At 70.7% G+C, this 24,386-nt stretch carries 16 protein-coding genes; 11 read left to right on the top strand and 5 right to left on the bottom strand.

Annotation, left to right across the window (positions count from 1 at the left end; all coding sequences use genetic code 11):
- Window positions 1–31: 31 nt before the first annotated feature.
- The 6 genes from RDV84_RS04875 to RDV84_RS04900 all read left to right on the top strand — a co-directional run bounded on the left by RDV84_RS04875 (window position 32) and on the right by RDV84_RS04900 (window position 8,741).
- A complete protein-coding gene (locus RDV84_RS04875) occupies window positions 32–1,186 on the top strand; it encodes a LysM peptidoglycan-binding domain-containing protein (protein WP_057949907.1) in 1,155 nt (384 codons plus the stop codon).
- 92 nt (window positions 1,187–1,278) lie between these two features.
- Window positions 1,279–2,676, top strand: a complete 1,398-nt coding sequence (gene dprA, locus RDV84_RS04880; protein ID WP_309152660.1) for a DNA-processing protein DprA — start codon at window positions 1,279–1,281, stop codon at window positions 2,674–2,676.
- Between the two features lie 87 nt (window positions 2,677–2,763).
- Window positions 2,764–3,252, top strand: coding sequence for a DUF494 family protein (locus RDV84_RS04885; protein ID WP_309152661.1), 489 nt, complete (start codon window positions 2,764–2,766; stop codon window positions 3,250–3,252).
- A gap of 381 nt (window positions 3,253–3,633) precedes the next feature.
- Complete coding sequence (locus RDV84_RS04890; RefSeq protein ID WP_309152662.1) at window positions 3,634–4,644, top strand: GYF domain-containing protein; 1,011 nt, start codon at window positions 3,634–3,636, stop codon at window positions 4,642–4,644.
- Between the two features lie 102 nt (window positions 4,645–4,746).
- The gene (locus RDV84_RS04895) at window positions 4,747–5,841 is read left to right on the top strand and encodes an RDD family protein (RefSeq protein WP_309152663.1); all 1,095 of its coding nucleotides are present in this window, start codon (window positions 4,747–4,749) and stop codon (window positions 5,839–5,841) included.
- A 338-nt stretch (window positions 5,842–6,179) separates the two neighbouring features.
- Entirely contained in the window at window positions 6,180–8,741 is a 2,562-nt protein-coding gene (locus tag RDV84_RS04900) for a DNA topoisomerase I (RefSeq protein WP_309152664.1), read from the top strand.
- Window positions 8,742–9,060: 319 nt separating this feature from the next.
- On the opposite strand, the gene RDV84_RS04905 is transcribed toward RDV84_RS04900, so the two are convergent.
- On the bottom strand, window positions 9,061–10,440 hold the full coding sequence (locus RDV84_RS04905) for a glutamate--cysteine ligase (RefSeq protein WP_078998230.1): 1,380 nt from the start codon (window positions 10,438–10,440) through the stop codon (window positions 9,061–9,063).
- A gap of 268 nt (window positions 10,441–10,708) precedes the next feature.
- Between RDV84_RS04905 and RDV84_RS04910 the strand changes: the two genes are divergently transcribed.
- From RDV84_RS04910 to RDV84_RS04925, 4 genes are all read left to right on the top strand, one after another.
- Window positions 10,709–12,277, top strand: a complete 1,569-nt coding sequence (locus tag RDV84_RS04910; protein ID WP_309152665.1) for a peptide ABC transporter substrate-binding protein — start codon at window positions 10,709–10,711, stop codon at window positions 12,275–12,277.
- Window positions 12,274–13,002 (top strand): VIT1/CCC1 transporter family protein, encoded by a 729-nt coding sequence (locus RDV84_RS04915; protein WP_309152666.1) that lies wholly within the window; start codon window positions 12,274–12,276, stop codon window positions 13,000–13,002. The genes RDV84_RS04910 and RDV84_RS04915 overlap by 4 nt, the downstream gene beginning before the upstream one ends.
- Window positions 13,002–13,934 carry an ABC transporter permease subunit gene (locus tag RDV84_RS04920; protein ID WP_309152667.1) on the top strand — a complete coding sequence of 311 codons (933 nt, stop codon included), beginning with the start codon at window positions 13,002–13,004 and terminating at the stop codon, window positions 13,932–13,934. The genes RDV84_RS04915 and RDV84_RS04920 overlap by 1 nt, the downstream gene beginning before the upstream one ends.
- Window positions 13,935–14,036: 102 nt before the next feature.
- On the top strand, window positions 14,037–15,065 hold the full coding sequence (locus RDV84_RS04925) for a LacI family DNA-binding transcriptional regulator (protein WP_057945967.1): 1,029 nt from the start codon (window positions 14,037–14,039) through the stop codon (window positions 15,063–15,065).
- A gap of 272 nt (window positions 15,066–15,337) precedes the next feature.
- Here RDV84_RS04925 and RDV84_RS04930 read toward each other — a convergent pair whose 3' ends face one another.
- The 3 genes from RDV84_RS04930 to RDV84_RS04940 form a co-directional block, all read right to left on the bottom strand.
- Window positions 15,338–17,032, bottom strand: a complete 1,695-nt coding sequence (locus RDV84_RS04930; RefSeq protein ID WP_309152668.1) for an alpha-amylase family glycosyl hydrolase — start codon at window positions 17,030–17,032, stop codon at window positions 15,338–15,340.
- On the bottom strand, window positions 17,029–18,531 hold the full coding sequence (locus RDV84_RS04935; RefSeq protein ID WP_309152669.1) for an MFS transporter: 1,503 nt from the start codon (window positions 18,529–18,531) through the stop codon (window positions 17,029–17,031). The genes RDV84_RS04930 and RDV84_RS04935 overlap by 4 nt, the downstream gene beginning before the upstream one ends.
- A 136-nt stretch (window positions 18,532–18,667) precedes the next feature.
- Window positions 18,668–21,466 carry a TonB-dependent receptor gene (locus tag RDV84_RS04940; RefSeq protein WP_309152670.1) on the bottom strand — a complete coding sequence of 933 codons (2,799 nt, stop codon included), beginning with the start codon at window positions 21,464–21,466 and terminating at the stop codon, window positions 18,668–18,670.
- Window positions 21,467–21,764: 298 nt separating this feature from the next.
- Between RDV84_RS04940 and RDV84_RS04945 the strand changes: the two genes are divergently transcribed.
- A complete protein-coding gene (locus RDV84_RS04945; protein ID WP_309152671.1) occupies window positions 21,765–23,426 on the top strand; it encodes an alpha-amylase family glycosyl hydrolase in 1,662 nt (553 codons plus the stop codon).
- A 150-nt stretch (window positions 23,427–23,576) separates the two neighbouring features.
- Here RDV84_RS04945 and RDV84_RS04950 read toward each other — a convergent pair whose 3' ends face one another.
- Window positions 23,577–24,344, bottom strand: a complete 768-nt coding sequence (locus RDV84_RS04950; RefSeq protein WP_250448034.1) for a hypothetical protein — start codon at window positions 24,342–24,344, stop codon at window positions 23,577–23,579.
- Window positions 24,345–24,386 lie beyond the last annotated feature (42 nt).

Below are 24,386 nucleotides of genomic sequence, written 5' to 3' on the forward strand. Positions count from 1 at the left end.
ACCTGGAAGGGGAATCAGGTAGATGGCCGCCATGTTTAAACCGATTCGCGCGGTTTTCGCCGCTGCGTTGCTGACTGTTGCCACGTACGCCATCGCGGCGGAACTGCGTGGCGACCACCCCTCGACCTACGTGGTCAAGCGGGGCGACACCCTGTGGGACATTTCCGCGCGCTTCCTCAAGAAGCCGTGGCTGTGGCCGGAGATCTGGCAGGCCAATCCGCAGATCAAGAATCCGCACCTCATCTATCCCGGCGACGTCATCTCGCTGGCCTACCTGGACCGCGTGGCCCAGGCCCAGGTCCAGCCGGGCCCGCGCCAGGAAGCGGCGATCACCGGCGTGCCGCTGTCGGAAATCGAACCGTTCCTGAAGAACCTGCGCGTGGTCGACAAGTTCGAGGACCTGCCCTACGTGGTCGGCCTGGAAGAAGACCGCCTGCGCGTGACCCAGGGCCAGGTGGCCTACATCAAGGGCCTGCCCGAGGCGAGCCCGGGCACCCGTTACGCCGTGGTCCGTCCGACCCAGCGCTACACCCGCCTGGACCGCGTGGCCTGCTGCGACATCATGCGCGCCGCCGACCTCGACTTCCGCGGCAAGCGCACGGTCGACTTCGAAGCGATCTGGACCGACGTGGTGGTGCCCGACAAGGGCCGCGAGCTGCTCGGCTACGAGCTGATGCAGATCTCCACCGGCACCCTGAGCCGCGGCGCCGTCAGCGGCATGCAGGCCTCGACCCTGGTGATCGACGACACCGGCCGCGAGATCCGCGTCGGCGACCGCCTGATCCCGGTCGAAGCCCAGCCCTACGACCTGCAGTTCTTCCCGCATCCGCCCAAGGCCCAGTTCGACTACGGTCGCGCGCAGGTGCTGGCGGTGGCCGACCTGATCCGGAACGGCGGCCCGCGCGACGTGATCGCGCTGTCGGTCGGCGCCCGCGACGGCATCGACAACGGCACCGTGTTCTCGACCTGGCGCGTGGGCAGCCGCGCGGTGGACCGGGTCAAGGTCGGCCCGGACCGCGACGAAACCACCGTCGGCAAGAACTCGCGCGTGCGCCTGCCGGACGAATTCGCCGGCCACGCGATGGTGTTCCGCACCTTCGACAAGGTCAGCTACGCGCTGATCATGGACGGCGTGCGCCCGACCAAGGTCGGCTTCGAGCTCAAGCATCCGGACTCGCCGTACTGAGTCCACGGTAGCGGGCCCGACGCGGGCTTTTCCTACCGATACACGCGACGGCGCCTGCGGGCGCCGTCGTCGTTTGCGGGCTAGGCTGGGGCATGCCCGACGCCTCCGACCCGAACCCGAACCTGAACTCGACCCCGAACCCGACCCCCGATCCGCGCCTGCGCGCGGAGCCGCCCGGCGAACCGCGGTCGCCTGCGCCACCCGCCGAAGCCGCCATCGACGCGGCGCCGGCCGCGGCGGCGCGCACCGTCGTCGACCGCTCCGGCGCACCCGTCCGCAGCGAAACCGACGCCCTGGCCCTGCTGCGCCTGCTCGCCGCCGGCGGTTCCAGCGCGGCGCGGCGCGCGCTGCTGGACGCGTGCGGCAGCGCCGCGGCGGCGCTGGCCGCGGGGCCGTCCGCCTGGAACCAGGCCGCGCTGTCGTCCGCGCAGGTCGCGCGCCTGCGCACGCCGGCCGGCGAGGCGTTGTGGCGCGAGGCCGGCTGGGCCGACGACGCCGACCGCCGCCTGCTCGACTGGCTGGCCCAACCCGGCCGCCAGCTGATCGCCTGGACCGACCCGGATTACCCCGCCCTGCTGCGGCGCGCGCCGAACCCGCCGCTGGCGCTGTTCGTGGCCGGCGAGCCCGGCCTGCTGTGGCACCCGGCGGTGGCGGTGGTCGGCAGCCGCTCGCCGACCCCGGCCGGCAGCGGCAACGCCGCCGACTTCGCCCGCGCCCTGGCCCGCAGCGGGCTGGCGGTGACCAGCGGCCTGGCCGCCGGCATCGACGCGACCGCGCACCGCGCCGCGCTGGACGCCGGCGGGCTCACCGTGGCCGTGCTCGGCACCGGCCCCGACCTGGCCTACCCGCGCCGCCATGCCGACCTGCTGGCGCGGATCGCCGCCGAAGGCGCCGTGGCCAGCGAGTACCCGCCGGGCACCCAGGCGCGCCCGGCGCACTTCCCGGCGCGCAACCGCATCGTCGCCGGGCTCAGCCTGGGCACCCTGGTGGTCGAGGCGGCGGAGCGCTCGGGCGCGCTGATTACCGCGCGCCTGGCCGCCGAGTGCGGGCGCGAGGTGTTCGCCGTGCCCGGCTCAATCCACAACCCGCTCGCGCGCGGCTGCCACCGGCTGATCCGCGAGGGCGCCGGGCTGGTGGAAAGCGCGGCCGAGGTCGCCGCCGCGCTGGCCCCGGTCGCGGCCGAACTCGCCGACGGCTTGCGTCGGCGCCTGGGCGCCCCCATTGACGGTGGCCACGCGGCGGTCATACAGGCCGGTCAGGATGGTTCCGGTCCCGTCTCAGGAGACGCCGATCCAGCCCCGGCCCAGGCCGATTTCGCCGATCCGGACTACCAGTCCTTGTGGAATGCGCTGGGTTTCGACCCAACCGGTATGGATGAACTGGTCCACCGTACTGGATTGACGACTGCGGAACTGTCCTCCATGCTGCTGGTCATGGAGCTTGAGGGTCGCGTCGCGGCGCAGCACGGCCGTTACTTCCGTAACCGCTGAACTCGAATCGGTGTCACCCACCGGCAGTTCACCCGGCCAATCAGCAAGTTCTGCCCACCGCGCCGCATGCGGCGCAGGCCGAGGGAAATGAAAGAGAGCATCCTGGACGTCCTGCTGTACCTGTTCGAGCATTACTTCACCGACGATGCGGACCTGGTCCGCGACCGCGATTCGCTCCGCAGCGGCCCCCTGTTCGAAGAATTGGGCCAGGCCGGTTTCAGCCCCGCCGAAATCAACAAAGCCATCGAATGGCTCGACGCGTTGGCCCAGCAGCGGCCCAGCGTCAGCCGTCCCAACGCGGGCGGGCCGACCCGGATCTACTTCGGGCCGGAACTCGACAAGCTCGATGTCGAGTGCCGCGGCTTCCTGCTGTTCCTGGAACAACACGGCATCCTCGACGCGGACCAGCGCGAACTGGTGCTCGACCGCGCGATGGCGCTGGACCAGGACGAACTGGACCTGGACGACCTCAAGTGGGTCGTGCTGATGGTGCTGTTCAACCAGCCCGGTTCCGAGGCGGCCTACGCCTGGATGGAAACCCAGATGTTCGAGGACGAGCCCGAGCCGGTGCACTGAACCGGCTGCGGCGCCGTCCGCGGCGTCGTTTCGCCCCCTCCGACGCGGCCCTGGGCTGCGTCAGGTCTCGCGTCGCCGCCCCGCTGCGGGCGCCCCACACGTTTCCTGTCCCTGTCCCCGACTGCCGCTTCGTCGCAGCGGCGCGAGCGTGCGCGCCCGTCCATGGCCGCGGCGGCGCCCGTCCGTCGTCGCCCGTAGATCGCCAGCGTCGCGCCAGTAGCGTTTTGTGCGCTGCGTGGTAGTTTCATGCGGCTCGCGCGCGCCCGAAGCACGCGCGCCGCGCCATTGCGCGATGCTGCGGCGGACACGCCGCGGCCTCGCTTTCACGGACAGGGACGCCCGCGGCCGCCGCAACGCCGGCCGCGGCTTTGGGGGGATGGAATGACGCACTGGTACTACCACGAACCGTCGCAGGGCCGGGTCGGGCCGATCGACGCCGATGCACTGCGCGAACACGTCCGCGCCGGCCGCGTGCGACGCGACACGCTGGTCTGGCGGGCGGGGCTGAGCGGATGGCTGCCGCTGCAGCAGGTCGAGGACGAACTCGGTTTGGCCGACGCGCCGCCGCCGTTGCCGCCCGGCGCGGCCGCGACGCCGATCGCTGCGACGCAAGCGCCGCTCGCCGCCGCAACGCCAAACGCGCCAGGCGCCGCGCCGGCCCCGACCGACTCCGCGCCGGCGCCCGCCGCTGCGCCTGCCGCGCCTGCTGCGCCAGCCTCTCCTGCCGCGACAGCTTCACCGGTCGCCGCCCCCGCGCCGCAAGGCCGCGCCGACTTCAGTGCCGCCGTGGCCGCCGCCGAAACGCCGCAGCCGGCCGCGCAGGCGCCCATCGGCGCGTCCGCGCCCCAGCCCGCCGATGCCGCGCCCGCGCAACCGCAGCGCAGCGTCAGCCCCGCCGACTACGCCCCGGCCCACGTCGCCCGCCGCCAGCAGGCCGCGCCGCCGCCCAAGCGCGGCATGTCGGGCTGCCTGATCGCGCTGATCGTGGTGGCGGTGCTGGCGATCCCGGTGCTCGGCATCCTCGCCGCGATCGCCCTGCCCGCCTACCAGGACTACACCCACCGGGCCAAGCTCGCCGGGGTCATGGCCGAGGCCGGCAGCTACAAGCTCCAGGTCGCCGAGCACTACCTCGAACACGAGGGCTGCCCCAACAACGCCAGCCCGGGCTTCCGCCCGGCCGCCGACTACGCCGGCCCGCAGCTGGCCTCGGTCGAATTCGGCCGGTTCAAGGACAGCGGCCAGTGCGCGATCCAGCTCGAACTGCGCGGCTTCGACAATCGCCACCTGGACGGCCGCAAGCTGTGGCTCTCGTTCGATCCGAACAGCCACGAATGGACCTGCAGCACCGACATCGACAAGCCGGTGCTGGTGCCGCAATCCTGCCGCCAATAGGCCGCAATAGGCCGCCAACCCGCCGGCGCCGCGCATCCGCGCAGCGCCGGCCGCGGCCAACGGCCACGCGCCGCCATGATGGTCCGGCGCACCGATGGCATCATGTGCGCCGATCTGACCAGGCAAACGGACGCCGCGATGGCCCAGTGGTACTACAGCGACGAAGAACGCAACCGGCACGGGCCGCTGGATGCGGCGGCGATGGCCGCCCTGCACGACCGCGGCGAACTGGGCCCGGACACGCTGGTCTGGCGCGACGACCTGGACCAGTGGCGGCCGTGGCGCGAGCTGGCCGCGGAACTGATCGCCGCGCCGGGCTTCGCGCCGCTCGCCGATCCTGAGCACGCCGAACAGGCCAGCGCCGGGCGCACCGCCGCCGCGGTCGCGGCCGCCCAGGCCGAGGCCGAAGCGCGGCGTTCGCCCGCGGACGCCGGACTCGCCGCCGCTGCCGACACCGGCCTCCCCGGCGATGCCATGGCCCAGGCCACCGCGGCCACCGCCGCCGGCGCGTCCACCGCGCCCATCGCCGATGCCCCCGGCGCGGATTCGCCCTACGCCGCCCCGCGCGCCGCGGTGGCCGAGAACAGCCAGGTGGTGCTGGGCCAGCCGGTGGTCGCGGCCGGCTTCTGGCGCCGCTTCGCCGCCTACCTGATCGATTCGACCCTGGTCGGCACCCTCTACTACGCCGTCGCCACGGTGCTGTTCATCGGCGTGTTCATGGTCGGCATCGCCGGCGACAGCGGGCGCTGGCTGGAAGGCGGCGCAACGCTGTCGGCCGTCGTCACCGCCATCAGCACGCTCAGCTACGTCCTGATCAGCGCCTGCTACTACGCCGGCATGGAGTCGTCGTCGATGCAGGCGACGCTGGGCAAGCTGGCGGTCGGGATCAAGGTCGTCGACGCCGACGGCGCGCGCCTGGGCCGCGGCCGCGCGCTCGCGCGCTGGGCCGCCTCGATCGCGAGCTGGCTGACCCTCGGCGTGGGCTTCCTGATGGCGGCCTTCACCGAGCGCAAGCGCGGCCTGCACGACCTGCTCGCGCGCACCCAGGTGGTCGACCGCTGGGCCTACACCGCCCGTCCCGAGCTGCAGCGCGACGAGCTGGGGGTGGTGACCTGGGTCGTGCTGGTGCTCGGCGGCCTGATCTGGCTGGGCGTGATCGGCTTCATCGTCGGCGCGCTCGTGTTCGGCCTGCGCTGAATGCCCCGGCCCGCCACCCCCGCCCACCGACGACCGGGCCTGAACGGCCGCGGCCGCGGTCACAGCCGCCCCGGGCTGAACGGGGCACACTTCGTCACGTGTCCTTGAGGCATTTCGATGCCACTTTAGGGCGCCCGGATCGCCGCGGCCGCAGCGCCGAGCTTGACAGCCGTGGCCGCCGCGTGATTCCACTAGAAAAAGGAAACCTGAACGCCCGCGGCCGAACGTCGCGGGCGTCGCCTTCTTAACCCCTCGCCACGCCGGCCCCGGCCCGCGTCGCCGCCCCCACCGAGAACGAGCAGTCGAGCAGCGCCCCGCCCCGGGCCTGCGGAGTCCCCATGGCGAAGAACCTCCTCATCGTCGAATCGCCCGCAAAGGCCAAGACGATCAACAAGTACCTCGGCAAGGACTTCACCGTCCTGGCCTCCTACGGCCACGTCCGCGACCTGGTGCCGAAGGAAGGCGCGGTCGATCCGGACAACCACTTCGCGATGGAATACGCGGTCATCGAGAAGAACGAGAAACACGTCGATGCCATCGCCAAGGCCGCGCGCAGCGCCGACAACCTGTTCCTGGCGACCGACCCGGACCGCGAAGGCGAGGCGATCAGCTGGCACATCGCCGAGATCCTGCGCGAGCGCGGCCTGCTCGAAGACAAGCCGCTGCGCCGGGTGGTGTTCACCGAGATCACCCCGCGCGCGATCAAGGAGGCGATGAACCAGACGCGCGACATCGCCGCGCCCCTGGTCGACGCCCAGCAGGCGCGCCGCGCGCTCGACTACCTGGTCGGCTTCAACCTCTCGCCGGTGCTGTGGCGCAAGGTCCAGCGCGGCCTGTCCGCCGGCCGCGTGCAGTCGCCGGCGCTGCGCATGATCGTCGAGCGCGAGGAAGAGATCGAAGCCTTCGTCGCGCGCGAGTACTGGACCGTCGAAGCCGAATGCGCGCATCCGCAGCAGGCCTTCACCGCCCGGCTCAACAAGCTCGACGGCAAGAAGTTCGAGCAGTTCACCATCACCGACGGCGAGACCGCCGAGGCCGCGCGCAAGCGCCTGGTCGCCGCGGCCAACGGCTTCCTGCACGTCACCGACGTCACCAGCAAGGAACGCAAGCGCCGCCCGGCGCCGCCGTTCACCACCTCGACCCTGCAGCAGGAAGCCTCGCGCAAGCTCGGCTTCACCACCTCGCGGACCATGCGCGTGGCGCAGAAGCTGTACGAAGGCGTGGCGCTGGGCGACGAGGGCACGGTCGGCCTGATCAGCTACATGCGTACCGACTCGGTCAACCTGTCGCAGGACGCGGTGGCCGAGATCCGCGACGTGATCGCGCGCGACTACGGCACCAAGGCGCTGCCGGACAAGCCCAACGCCTACCAGACCAAGTCCAAGAACGCGCAGGAAGCGCACGAAGCGATCCGCCCGACCGCCGCGCTGCGCACGCCGGCGCAGATGGCGCGCTACCTCGACGACGACGCCCGCCGCCTGTACGAGCTGATCTGGAAGCGCGCGGTGGCCTGCCAGATGGTGCCGGCCACGCTCAACACCGTCAGCATCGACCTCGCCGCCGGCGCCGACCACAGCTTCCGCGCGTCGGGCACCACCGTGATCGATCCGGGCTTCCTCGCCGTGTACGAGGAAGGCAAGGACGCCAAGGCCGCCGAGGACGAGGACGAAGGCCGCAAGCTGCCGCCGATGAAGACCGGCGACCGCATCCCGCTCGACCGCATCCACGCCGACCAGCACTTCACCGAGCCGCCGCCGCGCTACTCGGAAGCCTCGCTGGTCAAGGCGCTGGAGGAATACGGCATCGGCCGTCCCTCGACCTACGCCTCGATCATCCAGACCCTGCTGTTCCGCAAGTACGTCGAACTCGACAGCCGCCGCTTCCGTCCGACCGACGTCGGCCGCGCGGTGTCCAAGTTCCTGTCCGGCCACTTCACCCAGTACGTCGACTACGACTTCACCGCCAAGCTCGAGGACGAGCTGGACGCGGTGTCGCGCGGCGAAGAGGAATGGGTGCCGCTGATGGAGCGGTTCTGGGCGCCGTTCAAGCAGTTGGTCGAAGAGAAGAAGGAATCGGTCGACCGCAGCGAGGCCACCGGCGCGCGCGAGCTCGGCACCGATCCCAAGAGCGGCAAGCCGGTCAGCGTGCGCCTGGGCCGCTACGGGCCGTACGCGCAGATCGGCACCGCCGAGGACGAGGAGAAGCCGACCTTCGCTTCGCTGCGTCCGGGCCAGAGCATGCACACCATCGCGCTCGACGAGGCGCTGGAGCTGTTCAAGCTGCCGCGCAAGCTCGGCCAGCACAACGGCGAGGAAGTCAGCGTCGGCATCGGCCGCTTCGGTCCGTTCGCCAAGCTCGGCAGCACCTACGCCTCGCTGAAGAAGGAAGACGATCCGTACACCATCGACCTGGCGCGCGCGGTGTTCCTGATCGAGGAGAAGGAAGAGATCGCGCGCAACCGCATCATCAAGCAGTTCGACGGCAGCGACATCCAGGTGCTCAACGGCCGCTTCGGTCCGTACATCAGCGACGGCAAGCTCAACGGCCGCATCCCCAAGGACCGCGAGCCGGCCTCGCTGACCTTCGAGGAAGTGACCAAGCTGCTGGAAGAGACCGGCAAGCCGGTGCGCGGCCGCTTCGGCAAGAAGACCGCGGCCAAGAAGGAACCGGCGGCGAAGAAGTCGGCCGCCAAGAAGACGGCCAAGAGCGCCGACGGCGAGGCGCCGGCGAAGAAGGCCGCGGCCAAGAAGGCGCCGGCCAAGAAGGCGGCGAAGAAGGTCGTCAAGAAGGCGGCGGCCAAGACCGTGGCGGCCAAGCCGGCCGCGAGCAAGACCACGGCGACCAAGACCGCGCCGAAGAAGGCGGTCAAGAAGGTGGCGAAGAAGACGGCGGCGAAGTAAGCCGTCGATCGCGATGCCGCGGCGGCTGCGCCGCGGCGTTGGCTGCGCGAGAAGCGGGCGCCTGCGAGGGCGGCCCGCTTTTTTGTTGCGCGCGCGGCGGCGGCGATGGAGATTCTCGCGGACGGCGCAGGGGCCGGTCGCGCGGTAGTCGTCATGGCGCGGTCGCGGCTTGCGCCGCTCCTACAGGGGGGTACCGTCGCTTCGTATCCGACTGTAGGAGCGGCGCGAGCCGCGACCGCGACAACGCAGCCACGACGAAGGCGACACCCCGAATCGACACCCGCACGCGCGGCTCACGCACGCGCGCGCAGCCGCGACCTCAGTACGCGAATTCCTTGAACACCCGGTCCACGTTCCCGCCCCACTCGCCGTGGAACAGCTCGAGCTTGCGCTCGGCCGGGCTCTTGCCCATCGCCACGAACTCCATCAGCGGTTCCAGGTAGATCGACTCGTCCGCGCCGTTCTGGTTCAGGCGCGCGCGCCGGCGCAGGCCGTGCGCCGAAATCTCCAGCGCGCGCCGCGCCAGTTCCAGCACCTTGCCGTCGCGGAACGGCAGATGCAGCCCGTGCCGCGGCACGCCGTCGCGCAGCGCGTGGCGTTCGGCCGGGGTGAAGTCCAGCACCAGGTCCCAGGCCGCATCCAGCGCCTGCGCGTCGTACAGCAGGCCGACCCAGAACGCCGACAGCGCGCAGATCCGGTTCCACGGGCCCGAGTCGGCGCCGCGCATCTCCAGGTACTTCTTCAGCCGCACTTCCGGGAACGCGGTGGTGCTGTGGTCGGCCCAGTCCTTCAGGGTCGGGCGCTGGTCCGGGTACACCGGCAGCTTCGCGTCCATGAAGTCGCGGAACGACTGGCCGCTGGCGTCGAGGTAGCGGCCGTCGCGGTAGACGAAGTACATCGGCACGTCGAGCAGGTAGTCGACGTAGCGCTCGTAACCGAAGCCGTCCTCGAACACGAAGTCGAGCAGGCCGGTGCGGTCCGGATCGGTATCGGTCCAGATGTGCGAGCGGTAGGACAGGTAGCCGTTGGGCTGGCCTTCCAGGAACGGCGAATCGGCGAACAGCGCGGTCGCGATCGGCTGCAGCGCCAGCGACACGCGGAACTTCTTGACCATGTCCGCTTCGTCGAGCACGTCCAGGTTGACCTGCACGGTGCTGGTGCGGGTCATCATGTCCAGGCCGAGCTGGCCGACCTTGGGCATGTACTCGCGCATGATCTTGTAGCGGCCCTTGGGCATCCACGGCATGTCCTCGCGCCGCCACTTGGGCTGGAAGCCCATGCCGAGGAAACCCAGGCCCATCGGCTCGGCCACGGTGCGCACTTCGCGCAGGTGGGTGGCCGCTTCCACGCAGGTGTCGTGCAGCGTCGCCAGCGGCGCGCCGGACAGCTCCAACTGGCCGGCCGGCTCCAGCGAGACCGAGGCCTGGTCGCGGGTCAGCGCGATCGTGCGGCCGTTCTCCTCCACCGGCGCCCAGCCGAACTGGGTCAGGCCCTTGAGCAGCGCCTCGATGCCGCGCTCGCCGTCGAAGGTCGGCGGACGCAGGTCGTCGGTGCGGAAGCCGAACTTCTCGTGCTCGGTGCCGATCTTCCAGTCCGACTCCGGGCGCGCGCCCGAAGCCAGGTAGTCGATCAGCACGGCGCGGCCGCCGCCCTTGACGTCGGGAATCTCGAGATCGTTCACCTGGCTGGGTCCGGACACATCCACCTCGCTTCGCAAACTCATTGTTCGTCGTCGGGACCGCGCGGCCCGCCGCGCCGAAGCGCGGCCAGCGCCCGCGGCCGGCCTCCCCCACGGGGAACCCGGCGCGGCGCCACGGTCCTACCTTGCAGCAATCTGAGGTCTGGATATGCGGCAGCTCGCCTACAATCGCAAGACCCCAGGCAGTGTAGAGCCCGTCTTGGCGCGAACAACGTCCGTCCTGCAACGCTATGGTTCGGCCCTGCTACTGGCGCTGGCGGCGCCGGCCGTGCCTGCCCAGGCGGCGCGGGACGCGACCGCGCAGCTGGAACGCGGCAACGGGCCCGAGCCGAGCACGCTGGACGCGCACCGCTGCCAGGAAGTCGCCTGCGGCAACGTGCTGCGCGACCTGTACGAAGGGCTGGTGACCGAGGACGCGCAGGGCCGGCTGGTGCCGGGCATCGCCGAGCGCTGGACGGTCTCGGCCGACGGCCGCACCTGGACCTTCGTCCTGCGCCCGGGCCTGCGCTGGAGCAACGGCGAAGCGCTCGATGCGGCGCAGGTGGTCGCCAGCTTCCGCCGCGCCTTCGCCCCGGCCACCGCGGCGCCGTTCGGCGAACTGTTCGACGCGCTCGACGGCGCCCAGGCGGTGCAGGCCGGCAAGCTCGCGCCCGAACGGCTCGGGGTCGGCGCGCCGGACCCGCGCACGGTGGTGTTCCGGCTCACCCGCAGCGCCTCGCTGCCGGCGCTGCTGACCCTGCCGATCGCGTTTCCGGTCTACCTGCCCGCGGTCGAACGGCACGGCGCGCAGCACACCCAGCCGGGCCGGCTGGTGTCCAACGGCGCCTACCGCCTCGCCCGCTGGACGCCGCAGGCGAATCTGGTCGTCGAGAAGAACCCGCAATTCCACGACGCCGCCCGCGTCGCCTTGCCGCGGGTGCGCTTCCACGTCACCGAGGACGCCGCCGCCGAACTGCAGCGTTTCGCCGCCGGCGACCTGGACATCACCGAGGTGGTGCCGCCGCAGCCGCTGCCGGCGCTGCGCTCGCGCTTCGGCGAGCAGCTGCGGCTGTCGCCGTACCTGGGCGCGTTCTGGCTCGGCTTGAACACCACCCAGCCGCCGTTCCGTCCGGCCTGCGCCAGTGCGCGCTGCGCCGAACAGGCGCTGGCGCTGCGGCGCGCGCTGACCCTGGCGATCGACCGCGACAAACTCACCCGCTACGTCACCGGCCTCGGCGAAACCCCGGCCTACGGCATCGTGCCGCCGGGCATCGCCGGTTACGCGCCAGCGGCGATGCCGTGGGCATCGTGGACGCAGGCGCAACGCGAGGCGCATGCGCGCGCCTTGTACCGCCACGCGGGTTACTCGCCCGAACGTCCGTTGGTGCTGGAGCTGCGCTACAACACCTCCACCCCGCACCGGCGCCTGTCGCTGGCGGTGGCGGCGATGTGGAAGCAGACCCTCGGCGTGCAGGTGCGCCTGCGCAACGAAGAATGGAAAGTGTTCGTGCAGAACCGCAAGCAGCGCGCGATCACCCAGGCGTTCCGCGGCGGCTGGATCGGCGATCTGCCCGACGCGCGCAACTTCCTCGCCGCGTTCGCCAACGACGGCCCGCTGAACTGGATGGGCTACGACGACGCCGGCTATCGCGAGCGCCTCGCCCGCGCCGACGCGGCGGCCACCGAAGCGGCGCGCAACGCCTGGCTGCGCGCGGCCGAGCAGCGCCTGCTCAACGACAACGCGGCGATCCCCTTGTACTTCTACACCTCCAAGCACCTGGTCTCGCGGCGCGTGCGCGGGTTCCAGGCCAATGCGCTGGACCGCCACGCCAGCCGCTGGCTGAGCCTGTCGCCATGAACGCGCGCGCCGCCAAGCCCACGCCGCACGCGCGCAGCCGCCATTCCGAAGCGCACCGCTCCGAGCGCGTGGGCTGGCTGCGCGCGGCCGTGCTCGGCGCCAACGACGGCATCGTCTCGGTCGCCGGGCTGGTGGTCGGCGTCGCCGCCAGCGGCGCGGACGCGGCGGCCATCCTCACCTCCGGCATCGCCGGCACCGTGGCCGGGGCGATGTCGATGGCCGCGGGCGAATACGTGTCGGTGCGCTCGCAGGCCGACACCGAGCGCGCCGACATCGCGGTGGAAAAACGCGAACTGGCCGAGGACCCGCACGGCGAACTCGAAGAGCTGGCGCGCATCTACATGCAACGCGGGCTGACCCCGGATCTGGCGCGGGAAGTCGCGCGCCAGCTCACCGCGCACGACGCGCTCGCCAGCCACGCGCGCGACGAACTCGGCATCACCGACACCCTGCGCGCGCGGCCGGTGCAGGCGGCGCTGGCCTCGGCCTGCGCCTTCGTCAGCGGCGCGGCGCTGCCGATCGCCGCGGTGGTGCTGGCGCCGCACCCACACGTGCAGCCGGTGGCGATCGCGACCACCCTGGTCGCGCTGTCGGTGTCCGGCGCGCTCGCGGCCTGGGCCGGCGGCGCGCGGATGCTGCGCGGCGCGCTGCGGGTGACGTTCTGGGGCGCGATGGCGATGGCCGCGGCGACCGCGGTCGGCCGATTGTTCGGCGTACAGGTCTGATGCGCGCGGCGCCGCGACTGCTGCGCCTGGGCGCCCGCCTGCTGGAAGCGGCGATCACCCTGTGGCTGCTCGGCACGCTGTGCTTCGTCCTGCTGCGCGCCGCGCCAGGCGGCCCGTTCGACACCGAGAAGGCGGCGCCGCCGGAAGTGCAGGCGGTGCTCGATGCGCAGTACCGGCTCGACCAACCGCTGCTCCTGCAATACCTGGGCTGGTTCGGCGACGCGCTGCGCGGCGACCTGGGGCCCTCGTTCCAGTACCCCGACTACACCGTCAACCAGCTGATCGCCAACGCGCTGCCGGTGTCGGCGCTCAACGGCGGCCTGGCGCTGCTGCTGGCCTTGCTGTTCGGCGTGGGCCTGGGCGCGTGGGCGGCGCTGCGCGCCGGCGGCTGGACCGACCGCGCGCTGATGCTGCTGGCCGGGCTCGGCCTGGCGATCCCGAAGTTCGTGGTCGCGCCGCTGCTGGTGCTGCTGTTCGCGGTGACCCTGCACTGGCTGCCGGCCGGCGGCTGGGGCGAGTGGGACAACGTGGTGCTGCCGGTGATCGCGCTGGCCCTGCCCAACATCGCCTATTGCGCGCGGCTGACCCGCGCCTCGCTGCTGGACACGCTGTCGGCCGACTACCTGCGCGCCGCGCGCGCGCGCGGCCTGTCGGAAACCCGGCTGCTGTTCGCCCACGCGCTCAAGCCGGCGCTGTTGCCGGTGGCGGCGTGGCTGTCGCCGGCGCTGATCAACGTGGTCACCGGTTCGGCGGTGGTCGAGCAGGTGTTCGGCATCCCCGGCATGGGGCGTTATTTCGTCCAGGGCGCGTTGAACCGCGATTACACCCTGGTGCTGGGCGTGGTGCTGGCGATCGGGGCGTTGATCGTGGCGATCAATGTGCTGGTGGATGCGCTGCGGGGGTGGATGGATCCGCGGCTGGAGCAGGGTTGATCGGGGGACCCGGGACCCGGGACCGGGTAAAGCCGCGGACAACGCTTTTGCTCTTGCCCGGGTCCCCGGTCCCGGGTCCCCGGTCCCCGCTACACTCCCGCCATGCGCAAAAAGACCAAAGCCACCTCGGTCGACATCGCCCACCTGGCCGGCGTCTCCCAGGCCACGGTCTCGCGCGTGCTCAGCGGCAGTCCGCTGGTCAACGCCGAGACGCGCAAGCGGGTCGAGGCGGTGGTGCGCGAGCTCAACTACAAGGTCGACCGCCACGCCTCCAGCCTGCGCCGGCAGCGCTCGGGCACGCTGGCGCTGCTGCTGTTCGAGGACCCGACTCCGGACGAGTCGCACATCAACCCGTTCTTCCTGTCGATGCTCGGCTCGATCACCCGCGCCTGCGCGCGCCACGGCCAGGACCTGCTGATCTCGTTCCAGCAACTCTCCGACGACTGGGCCGCCGACTACGAGGACAGCATGAAGGCCGACGGCCTGATCCTGCTCGGCTACGGCGATTACCTGGCCTACCAGGGCAAGCTGCAGCGGCTGGTCGAACAGGGCACCCGCTTCGTGCGCTGGGGCGCGGTGCTGCCGGACCAGCCGGGGCTGTCGATCGGCTGCGAGAACCTCGGCGGCGGGCGCCAGGCCGGCGCCCACCTGGTCGCGCTCGGACGGCGGCGGGTGGCGTTCCTCGGCGACGCGTCCAGCCACTACCCCGAATTCCTCGACCGCTTCCTCGGCTGCGAGCAGGCCTTGAACGACGCCGGGCTGGCGCTGGACCGCGCGCTGCAGGTCGATGCGGAAAGTGCGGAGGACGCCGGCCACGCTGCTGCGCTGGAACTGCTGGCGCGCGGCCTGCCGTTCGATGCGGTGTTCGCCGCCAGCGACCTGATCGCGATCGGCGCGATGCGCGCGCTGACCGAGCGCGGGCTGCGCGTGCCCGAGGACGTGTCGGTGATCGGCTTCGACGACCTGCCGATGGCGCGGTTCGCGCATCCGCCGCTGACGACGGTGTTCCAGGACACCAAGCAGGCGGGCGAATTGCTGGTCGAGGCGTTGATGCGGTTGATCCGCGGCGAGGATGCCGCGAGCCAGCGCTTGCCGACGACGTTGGTGGTGCGCAAGTCTTGCGGCGGTTGAAGGGTCGGTAGGCCCCGTATCGCGTCGCCTCACGTCGTATCGCCCCTCGCACCGTCATTCCGGCGAAAGCCGGAATCCATTTTGCCGTTGCCGCCGCTCTCGCCCAGCCGACCGAAGCGCAAAGTCAAAATGGATTCCGGCTTTCGCCGGAATGACGGGTTGGGGGGCTGGGGATTGGGGGATCTGGGCTTTGGGGAGCTGCGGCGGGGCTGCGTGGCTTCGGTTGGTCGCGGCTCGCGCCGCTCCTACAGGGAAGGCCGCCGAAGCGATGTTCAGGGCTTGCGGGCCCGCGCCATCGCCTGGTCCAGCGCCGCGACCAGGTCCGCGCGTCGCGCCGGCGCATCGAGCAGATACACCTCCACGCCATGCGCCGGCACCGATGCGCGCAGCGTGCCGCCCTCGCCGACCGCGACCTCGCCACCGCCCAGCGCCGCGCGCCAGCGGCCGGCCTGCAGGTATTCGCCGACCGCGAACGGCGCCGGCGCATCGCCCTTGTTGAGCAGCACCAGCGCGATCTGGGCGACGCCCGCGTGTTCATACACGCGATAGAACGCGGCGCGGTCGCCCTGCAGCGATACGTTCAACTGCAGACCGCGCTGCAGCGCCGGCGAGTCCCGCCGCACCGTGGCGATGCGCTTGAGCGCGACGCGGATCGGATGCGAGCGCGCCGCGTCCACGCGTGCCTGGCCGAAGTAGTTGCGATTGCCGGCATGCTCGGCGCGCCCGCGCTCGAACCCGATCTCGGAGCCGTAATAGATCACCGGAATGCCGCGCGCGGTGAACAGCCAGTTGTGCGCGTCGATGAAGCCGTCGTCGCTGGCGTCCAGGCGCGGCATGTCGTGGTTGTCGTAGAAGGTCATCAGCTCGTACGGGTTCGCGTACGGCCCGCCTTGCAGGTACAACCGCTCCTCCAGCCGCGCATAGTCGGCGCGGGGCTTGCCGAACACCTCGGCCAGCCGCTCCTTGAGCGGAAAATCCAGCACGCTGACGCCGCCGTTGCCGGCCCAGGTGAACGGCGCGATGTTCTCCGGCTTGTAGTCGAAGGCCTCGCCGAACATGAACAATCCCGGCCGTTTTGCGCGCATGCGCGCGGCGAATTCGCGCCAGAACGCCAGCGGCATGTGGCGGATGGTGTCGATGCGGAACGCGTCGGCGCCCTGGTCGAGCCACTGCGAGTAAGCGCCGACGAAATAGTCCATCACCGCCGGATTGGTGTCGTCGATGTTCGACAGCTGGACCAGGTCGCGTTCGTTGTGGAAGAAGCGATGCAGCGGGTTGTGCGCGGGATCGAGTCGTTCCGGCGCCAGGTTCTGGTGATCGGCTACCAACTCGCCGTCGCGATAGATCCGCCCGTACTTGGGCTGCGGCTTGCGCATCGTGAACGACGGCGAGCCGTGGTTGGCGACGATGTCGAGCACGGTCTTGAGCCCGTGCCGCTTCAGCCCGCGGGTCAGTCCGGCGAAGTCGAGTCCCGGGCTCGGCAAGTGTTCGTCGAGGCGATAGAAGTCCACGCCCCAATAGCCGTGGTAACCGGTCTTGCCGCGGTCCTGGAACGCGCCGCCCCAGGTCACCGCATCGCCGCCGGTGAAGGCCTCGTCGGGATTGTCGACGATGGGGGTCAGCCACACCGCGCCGAAGCCCATGTCGCGGATGTAGCCGGCATTGTCGAGCAGGCCTTTGAAGTCGCCGCCGAGGTAGCCAATGTTGTCGCTCTCGCCCGCGGGCGCGCCGGGCACCGGCCGGTCGAAGCTGCGCGTGTCCGGGTCCGGCCCGCCCTGCTCGCGCTGGTCGTTGCCGGTGTCGCCGTTGACGAAGCGGTCGGTGACGACGAAGTACACCGCCTCGCTCGCCATCGGCTCCAGGGTGCCGTAGTAATCGCGTTGCGGCGCCGCCTCGCGCGCGCCGCCGCCGCCGTGCGCGCACGCCGCCAGCGCGAGGCTCAGCGCGGCCAGCAGCAGCGCCCTCACGCGCGCACCCGCGGCGCCGGCTCGCGCACCCACAGCGTGCAGGCGCCGGCGACGAACAGGCTGACCCCGCCGATCGCCAGCGCCGCCGCCGGCTGGCCGCCGAACAGGTGCTTGATCAGGAACCCGAGCAGGCTCGCCGCGACCAACTGCGGGATGACGATGAAGAAATTGAAGATACCCATGAACACGCCCATCTTCGCCGCCGGCACGCTGTCGGACAGCAGCGCGTACGGCAGCGACAGGATCGAGGCCCAGGCGAAGCCGACGCCGACCATCGACAGCAGCAGCATCTGCGGATCGCGCAGCAGCGCCACCGAGATCAGCCCGGCGCCGCCGAGCGCGAGGTTGAACACATGGCTGCGGCGCAGGCCCCAGCGCCGCGCCATCGGCGCGATCGCGATCGCCGCCAGCGCGGCGAAGCCGTTGTAGGCGGCGAACAGCACGCCGACCCAGTTGGCGCCTTCGTTGTAGGCGGCCGAGGCGGTGTCGCTGGTGTGGTAATGCAACTGGGTGACCGCCGGCGTGGTGTAGATCCACATCGCGAACAGGGCGAACCAGGAGAAGAACTGGACCACCGCCAACCGCGCCATCGTCGACGGCATCGCGCCGACGTCGTCCATCACCCGGGCGAAACCGTGCTCGTCGCGGATCGCCCCGCGCACCAGCAAGGCCAGGCCGAACGCGGCGATCAGCGCCGCCAGCACGTACAGCTGGCGGTCGAGCCTGAGCATGGAGATCGCGGTCGCGCAGATTCCGCCAACCACCACCCACGATGCGCCGAACAGCAGGCAGCGGACCCGGTCGCGCTCGGGCGCGGCCTTGGCCGCCGGCGCCTCGTCGAAGGCCTGCAACTGCTGCGGCGGGTACTCGCGCGTGCGCAGCACGGTCCAGCCGACCGACAGCAGCAGCACCGCGCCGCCGAAGTAGAACGAATAGCGCACCGTGTCGGGCACCGCGCCGGCGGCGGCGGTGTTGCCGACGCCCAGGTGCGCGAGCAGGTACGGCAGCAGGCTCGCCACCACCGAGCCGACGCCGATGAAGAAGCTCTGCATCGCGTAACCGGCGGGACGCTGCTGCTGCGGCAGCTGGTCGCCGACGAACGCGCGGAACGGCTCCATCGAGATGTTGATCGAGGCGTCGAGCATCCACAGCAGGCCGGCGGCGATCCACAGCGTCGGCGAGTTCGGCATCGCGATCAGCGCCAGCGTGGCCAGGATCGCGCCGATCAGGAAATACGGGCGGCGCCGGCCGAGGCCGGTCCAGGTGCGGTCGGACAGGTAGCCGACGATGGGCTGCACGATCAGCCCGGTCAGCGGCGCGGCGATCCACAGCATCGGGATGTCGTCGATCGACGCGCCCAGGGTCTGGAAGATGCGGCTGACGTTGGCGTTCTGCAGGGCGAAGCCGAACTGGATGCCGAGGAAGCCGAAGCACATGTTCCAGATCTGCCAGAACGTCAGCTGCGGCTTGCGGGTCGGCGCGTCGGGGCGGTCGGTCATGGCGGGAAGTCTGGCACGGGGCGCGCGCGGCGACGCGGGATGGCGGCCGCAACGCGGCGCGCCCGCCGCCGCGTCGCCCCGCAGGCGACGACGGCTGCGGCCCCGCGTCCATGGCGGACGCGGGGCCGCGCGGCGATCAGAACTGCGAAGCGAAGCGGATGCCGTACATCCGCGGCGTGTTCAAGTAACGGATGTTGGTCGAGTTGTTGACGAAGCCCTTGCCCGAGTACACCTCGTCGGTGAGGTTGGACACGAAACCGTCGATGCGGAATTGATTGTCGCTGCCGAAGTTCAACCCGGCCGAGACGTTGACGGTGAAGAACCCGTCCACGTCGTCGCGCATCGCCAGCCCATTGGCCGGGCCGCCGCCGGCGGCCGGGTTGGAGCCGTTGTTGAACGGCATGTCCTTGAGCGGGATCTCGATCACCTTGCCGTTCGCATCCAGGCCGAAGCCGCGGCTGTTGAACGCGGTCAGGTAGTAGTCGGAGCGGTAGGTCAGGTTGATCGTCCAGTCGAACGAGTTCAGCGCGCCGCGGCCGATGTCGACGGTCTGCGACAGGCTGACGTTGGCGTTGTACTTGGACGTGTTCGGCAGGCGGTTGCCGTCCAGCGGCACGATCAGGCCGAGGCCGCCGGAACGCGTATCGAGCACGTTGGAATCGTCGAACGTGGCATCGAGGTAGGTGAAGTTGTAGCCCAGGTCGAAGCCGTGCGGCAGGCCGACCCTGCCTTCCAGCTCCAGCCCCAGCACGCTCGCGTTCGCCGCGTTGTCGTTGAACACCTGGCGGCTGGTCGCGTTGGGATTGGTCGGGGTCGGCGCCGGCACGTCGATCAGGTTCTGCAGCACCTTGTCCTTGTAGTCGTAGTAGAACACCGACGCATTCAGGCGCACCGGGGTCTCGCCCCAGAGGTAGTCGCCCTTGATGCCGGCTTCGTACGCGGTCAGCTCTTCCGGCGCGAAGCTCGGCGCCAAGGCGCTGCCGTCGTTGAGCGCCAGCGGACGGTTGATGCCGCCGGCGCGGGTGCCGGTCGACACCGTGCCGTACAGCATCACCTTCGCGCTGAGGTCGTACTCGAAGCCCACGCGCCAGTCGACGTAGTTGTCCTTGTACACGTCCTGGCTGCGGCCGCCAGGGAAGTCCGAGCGCGCGATCACCTGGATCTGGTCGCGGTTCTGCTGCAGGAACTGCGCCCAGTTGTCGTTGCCGCCGAAGTTCTGGAAGCCGCCGAGGAAGTAGTCGAGGGTGTTGCCGCCCGGGCCGCATTGCAGATCGGCCGGCGTCCAGCCGGTGCAGATGCTCGGGTCGCCGCCGCGGCGGCGGCCCGGGCCGGCCAGCTGGAAGCCCGGCGAACCCAGCACCAGGCCGGTGACGTAGGGATTGGTCGCGGTGTTGATCGGCTGGCCGGTGAACTGCTGGAACAGTTCCTCGGGAATCACGAACTGGTACTTGACGTTGGATTCGCGCGCGATCTTCTTGTCGCGGGTGTAGCGGATGCCGCCGATCAGGCGCATCGAATCGGTCGCGGCGAAGCTGAAATCGCCGTAGACCGCGTTGGACTCGACCTTGGAACCGTCGCCGCGGTTCTCGCCGCCGAGGCCGTCCTGATAGCCGCAGACCGTGCCCGGCCGCCACCAGTCGCAATCGCCGAAGTAGCCGTTGCCGACGTCCCAGGAGACGTAGTCGTACTTCTCTTCGTAGTTGAACAGTCCCGCCGACCAGATCAGCTTGCCGGTGTCGCCGAAGAAGCGCAGCTCGTTGATGCGCGAGGACGACTTGTCGGCCTGGTAGAAGGTGTCGTACCAGTCCAGCCGCTCGGGATTGAAATAGGCTTCGCGCTCCGAACCCGGATACACCGGGCCGAGCTGCCATTCGCGCGAGGCGTTGCGGTTGTAGAAGTCGTACTTGCGGTAGGAGGTGTTGAACTCCACCGACACCGCGTCGTTGAACGCGTAGGTGAAGGTCGCGGCGATGCCTTCGATGTCGTTGGTGGTCTTGCCCTGGGTGCGGAAGTACTGCTTGAACGGGTCGTCCAGGTCCTTGATGTCGTAGCCCGCGGCGAGGCCGCGCTCGGCGAACAGGCCCGGGTCGCCGGTGCCGCGCTCGGTGACCTTGTCCAGCATCACGTAGGCGGAGAATTTGTCGTTGGGCTGCCACAGCGCCGACAGCCGCGCGGCCTGGTTGTCGAGCGCGCTCGGGCCTTCGGCGTCGAACAGCGACTTGGGATAGCCGTTGCTGATGTAGGACGAGCGCTCCTCGTCGAACAAGGCCGCGCGCAGGGCGAAGGTCTCGCCGATCGGCAGGTTCAGCACGCCCTCGGCGTTGGTGTAGTCGTAGTTGCCGGCGCCGACCTTGAGCCCGCCGCTGGTCACGCCGAGCTCGGGCCGCTTGGAGATCACGTTGATCGAGCCGCCGGTCGCGTTGCGGCCGCGCACCGTGCCCTGCGGGCCCTTGTTGACCTCGATCCGGTCGACGTCGAAGAACATCGGGCCGATCGAGCGCGGGCGCGGCAGGTAGATGCCGTTGTAGTAGGTCGCCACCGACGGGTCGGACGAGAAGTCCGAGTCGGCCGCGCCGATGCCGCGCAGGAAGATCTCGTACTTGCCTTCCTGCTTGGTGATCTGCAGTCCCGGCACCACCGCCTGCAGGTTGCGGAAGTCGGTGTTGATGCCGAGCTTGGCGATGTCCTCGCCGCTGAAGGACTGGATGGTGCCGGCGTATTTCTGGATCGACTGCACGCGGCGGTTGCCGGTGACCTGCACGGCGTCGAGCTCGTGCGCGGCCTGCGCGGCGGCGGGCGCGGCGTCCTGCGGCGCGGGCGCGTCCGCGGCCCAGGCCGGTGCGAAGCCGCACAGGCCCAGCGATGCCAGGGCCAGGGTCAACAGATGGCGGTCGAGTTGCTTCGGCCTGCGTGCGGCCGGCGTGGAATGCGACATGGCTCCCCTCCAGAGCGTTGTGTTCTGTGGCCGCGCGCGCACTGCCGGCGCGCTGCGTCCGCCGCGGCATCGGGGCCGCGGTCTGGGCGCATGTTAGGCATGCCTTACGGCTTGCAGCGGGTTCTGCATACGTATTCATGGGATGCAGTCGCATTCATGTCGCAGTTCCGCCCGCGCTTGCGCCATGAATACGTATGCAGGCGCGGCGGCCGCCGCGGGCGGCGGCGGTAAGCTGGCGCGCATCGCCGCAACGCAGCGCCGTCGCGCGCCGCACCACACGAAAACACAGGGGCCGCACTTGTCCGCCGTCGCATCCTCCCAGCCCGCGCAACGCGATCCCTCGTGGTGGCGCGGCGCGGTGATCTACCAGGTGTATCCGCGCAGCTTCCGCGACCTCGACGGCGACGGCGTCGGCGACCTGCCCGGCATCGTCGACAAGCTCGGCTACATCGCCGACCTCGGCGTGGACGCGATCTGGATCTCGCCGTTCTTCAAATCGCCGATGGCCGACTTCGGCTACGACATCGCCGACTACCGCGCGGTCGATCCGCTGTTCGGCGACATCGGCGACTTCGACCGCCTGCTGGCCAAGGCGCACGCGCTGGGCCTGAAGGTGATGATCGACCAGGTGCTCAGCCACACATCCAACGAGCACGAGTGGTTCAAGCGCAGCCGCGAGAGCCGCGACAACGAATTTTCCGACTGGTACGTGTGGGCCGACGCGCGCGAGGACGGCACCGCGCCGAACAACTGGATGTCGCTGTTCGGCGGCGTGGCCTGGCGCTGGGAACCGCGCCGGCAGCAGTACTACCTGCACAACTTCCTTTCGGCCCAGCCGGACCTGAATTTCCACAACCCCGACGTGCGCGCGGCGGTGCTCGACAACGTGCGCTTCTGGCTCGAACGCGGCGTCGACGGCCTGCGCCTGGACGCGATCAACTTCTGCTTCCACGACGCGCGACTGCGCGACAACCCGCCCAAGCCGGCGGCGCAGCGCGTGGGCCGCGGCTTCAGCCCGGACAATCCCTACGCGTTCCAGTACCACCACTACAACAACACCCAGCCTGAGAACCTGGCGTTTCTCGGCGAGCTGCGCGCGCTGCTGGACCGCTACCCGGGCGCTGTGGCGCTGGGCGAGATCTCCTCGGAAGACTCGCTGGCGACGATGGACGAATACACCCGCGCCGGCCGCCTGCACATGGGCTACAGCTTCGAGCTGCTGACCGACGACTACAACGTCGAACACATCCGCGGCACGGTGCAGCGGGTGGAAGCGAGCATGCGCGAAGGCTGGCCGTGCTGGGCGATCTCCAACCACGACGTGCAGCGCGTGGTCACGCGCTGGGGCCGCGGCGAGGCGCCGAAGCATTTCGCCACACTCGTAAGCGCGCTGGCGTGCTCGCTGCGCGGCTCGGTGTGCGTGTACCAGGGCGAGGAACTCGGCCTGGCCGAGGCCGAGGTGCCGTTCGAAGCGCTGCAGGACCCGTACGGCAAGACCTTCTGGCCGAACTTCAAGGGCCGCGACGGCTGCCGCACGCCGCTGCCGTGGGACGCCGGCGCCGATGCCGGCGACGGCGCCGGCTTCAGCCGCGGCCGGCCGTGGCTGCCGATCCCGGCCGAGCATCGCGCGCTCAACGTCGCCGCGCAGCAGGACGATCCGGCCTCGCCGCTCAACGGCTTCCGCCGGTTCATCGGCTGGCGCAAGCGCCATCGCGCGCTGCTCGACGGCGCGATCGCGTTCCTGCCCAGCGCCGAACCGGTGATCGCGTTCGTGCGCGGCGAAGGCCCGGACGCGGTGCTGATGGCGTTCAACCTCGGCCCCGGCGAAGCGATGCTGGAGCTGGGCGAACGCACCGGCTGGATCGCCGATCCCGGCCACGGCCTGCCGTCGGGCGCGGTCGAAGGCGGCCGCCTGCGGCTGCCGGGGCACGGCGCCTATGCGGCGCGGCCGGCGGGCTAGCCGGCGCGCCCACGCGCGCGATGCGCTTCGCGGTCGCTCCCTGTGGGAGCGGCGCGAGCCGCGACCGCGACAATTCAGCCACGTCGCAAGTTTCGTCGTAGTCGAGTTGTCGCGGTCGCGGCTCACGCCGCTCCTACAGGGGCGACCGGATCAACGCTGCGGCTGGCGGTTCAACGTCGCAAGCCGCTTCTTCGCCCCGTCGTTGCCGAGCTCGGCCGCCTTGCGCAGCTGCACCTTGGCCTCGTCGATGCGCCCCTGGCCGACGTAGATCTCGCCCAGCCCGCTCAGCGCCGCGCCCTTGGCGCGGTTGTCGGCGGCCGGCGCGTCCTTCGCCGCCTGCAGCAACGTCGTTTCCGCGCGCGCCAGCTGGCCGGCGGACAGCTGCTTCCAGCCGCACAGGGTCGCATCGCCGCCGCGCGCGCACGGGTCCTGCCCAGCGCTGTCGGCCGCGGCGATGCGCTCGGCCAGCTCCTTCGGCTGGCTGGCGAGCGCGGCGCTGCCCAGCGCGCTTTGCAGCTGCCGGTTGTCCTGCTGCAGCCCTTTGACCTTCTCCAGGATCGCGTCGACCGAAATGTTGATGCTGCTCTGGTCGCTGACCTGGATCGGCGCGCTCAGCGCCAGCGCCTGGCCGCGGTATTCCACCGCCGGCTCGGGCAGGCCGACCGCGGAGAACTTCGGCGAGAAGGTCAGGAATACGCCCGGCGCGACGCGTTCGCCGCCGAGCTGCTGCTTGAACGCGTCGAAACCGATCATCGCCAGCGCCACCACCGCGCCGATGCCCAGGTACCAGCGCACGTTGCGGCTCTGTTCGGCGCTGCGCGCCTTCTGCAGCACGTAGCCGCCGTAGACGAAGAACAGCAGCGCGGTGCCGTAGGCGCCGGCGGCGAGGATGGTGCGGGGATCGGCGATCGCGTCCATGGCGGGCGGGCTCCTGGCGGTATACCCAGGAGGTAACGCGAA

Origin of the sequence: Lysobacter yananisis (assembly GCF_031199375.1) — a bacterium.
GTDB lineage: Bacteria > Pseudomonadota > Gammaproteobacteria > Xanthomonadales > Xanthomonadaceae > Lysobacter > Lysobacter yananisis.

Coding starts and splice junctions, on each gene's coding strand:
- RDV84_RS04875 (WP_057949907.1), top strand. CDS start 32: ATGTTTAAACCGATTCGCGCGGTTTTCGCCGCTGCGTTGCTGACTGTT.
- dprA (WP_309152660.1), top strand. CDS start 1,279: ATGCCCGACGCCTCCGACCCGAACCCGAACCTGAACTCGACCCCGAAC.
- RDV84_RS04885 (WP_309152661.1), top strand. CDS start 2,764: ATGAAAGAGAGCATCCTGGACGTCCTGCTGTACCTGTTCGAGCATTAC.
- RDV84_RS04890 (WP_309152662.1), top strand. CDS start 3,634: ATGACGCACTGGTACTACCACGAACCGTCGCAGGGCCGGGTCGGGCCG.
- RDV84_RS04895 (WP_309152663.1), top strand. CDS start 4,747: ATGTGCGCCGATCTGACCAGGCAAACGGACGCCGCGATGGCCCAGTGG.
- RDV84_RS04900 (WP_309152664.1), top strand. CDS start 6,180: ATGGCGAAGAACCTCCTCATCGTCGAATCGCCCGCAAAGGCCAAGACG.
- RDV84_RS04915 (WP_309152666.1), top strand. CDS start 12,274: ATGAACGCGCGCGCCGCCAAGCCCACGCCGCACGCGCGCAGCCGCCAT.
- RDV84_RS04920 (WP_309152667.1), top strand. CDS start 13,002: ATGCGCGCGGCGCCGCGACTGCTGCGCCTGGGCGCCCGCCTGCTGGAA.
- RDV84_RS04925 (WP_057945967.1), top strand. CDS start 14,037: ATGCGCAAAAAGACCAAAGCCACCTCGGTCGACATCGCCCACCTGGCC.
- RDV84_RS04935 (WP_309152669.1), bottom strand. CDS start 18,531: ATGACCGACCGCCCCGACGCGCCGACCCGCAAGCCGCAGCTGACGTTC.
- RDV84_RS04940 (WP_309152670.1), bottom strand. CDS start 21,466: ATGTCGCATTCCACGCCGGCCGCACGCAGGCCGAAGCAACTCGACCGC.
- RDV84_RS04950 (WP_250448034.1), bottom strand. CDS start 24,344: ATGGACGCGATCGCCGATCCCCGCACCATCCTCGCCGCCGGCGCCTAC.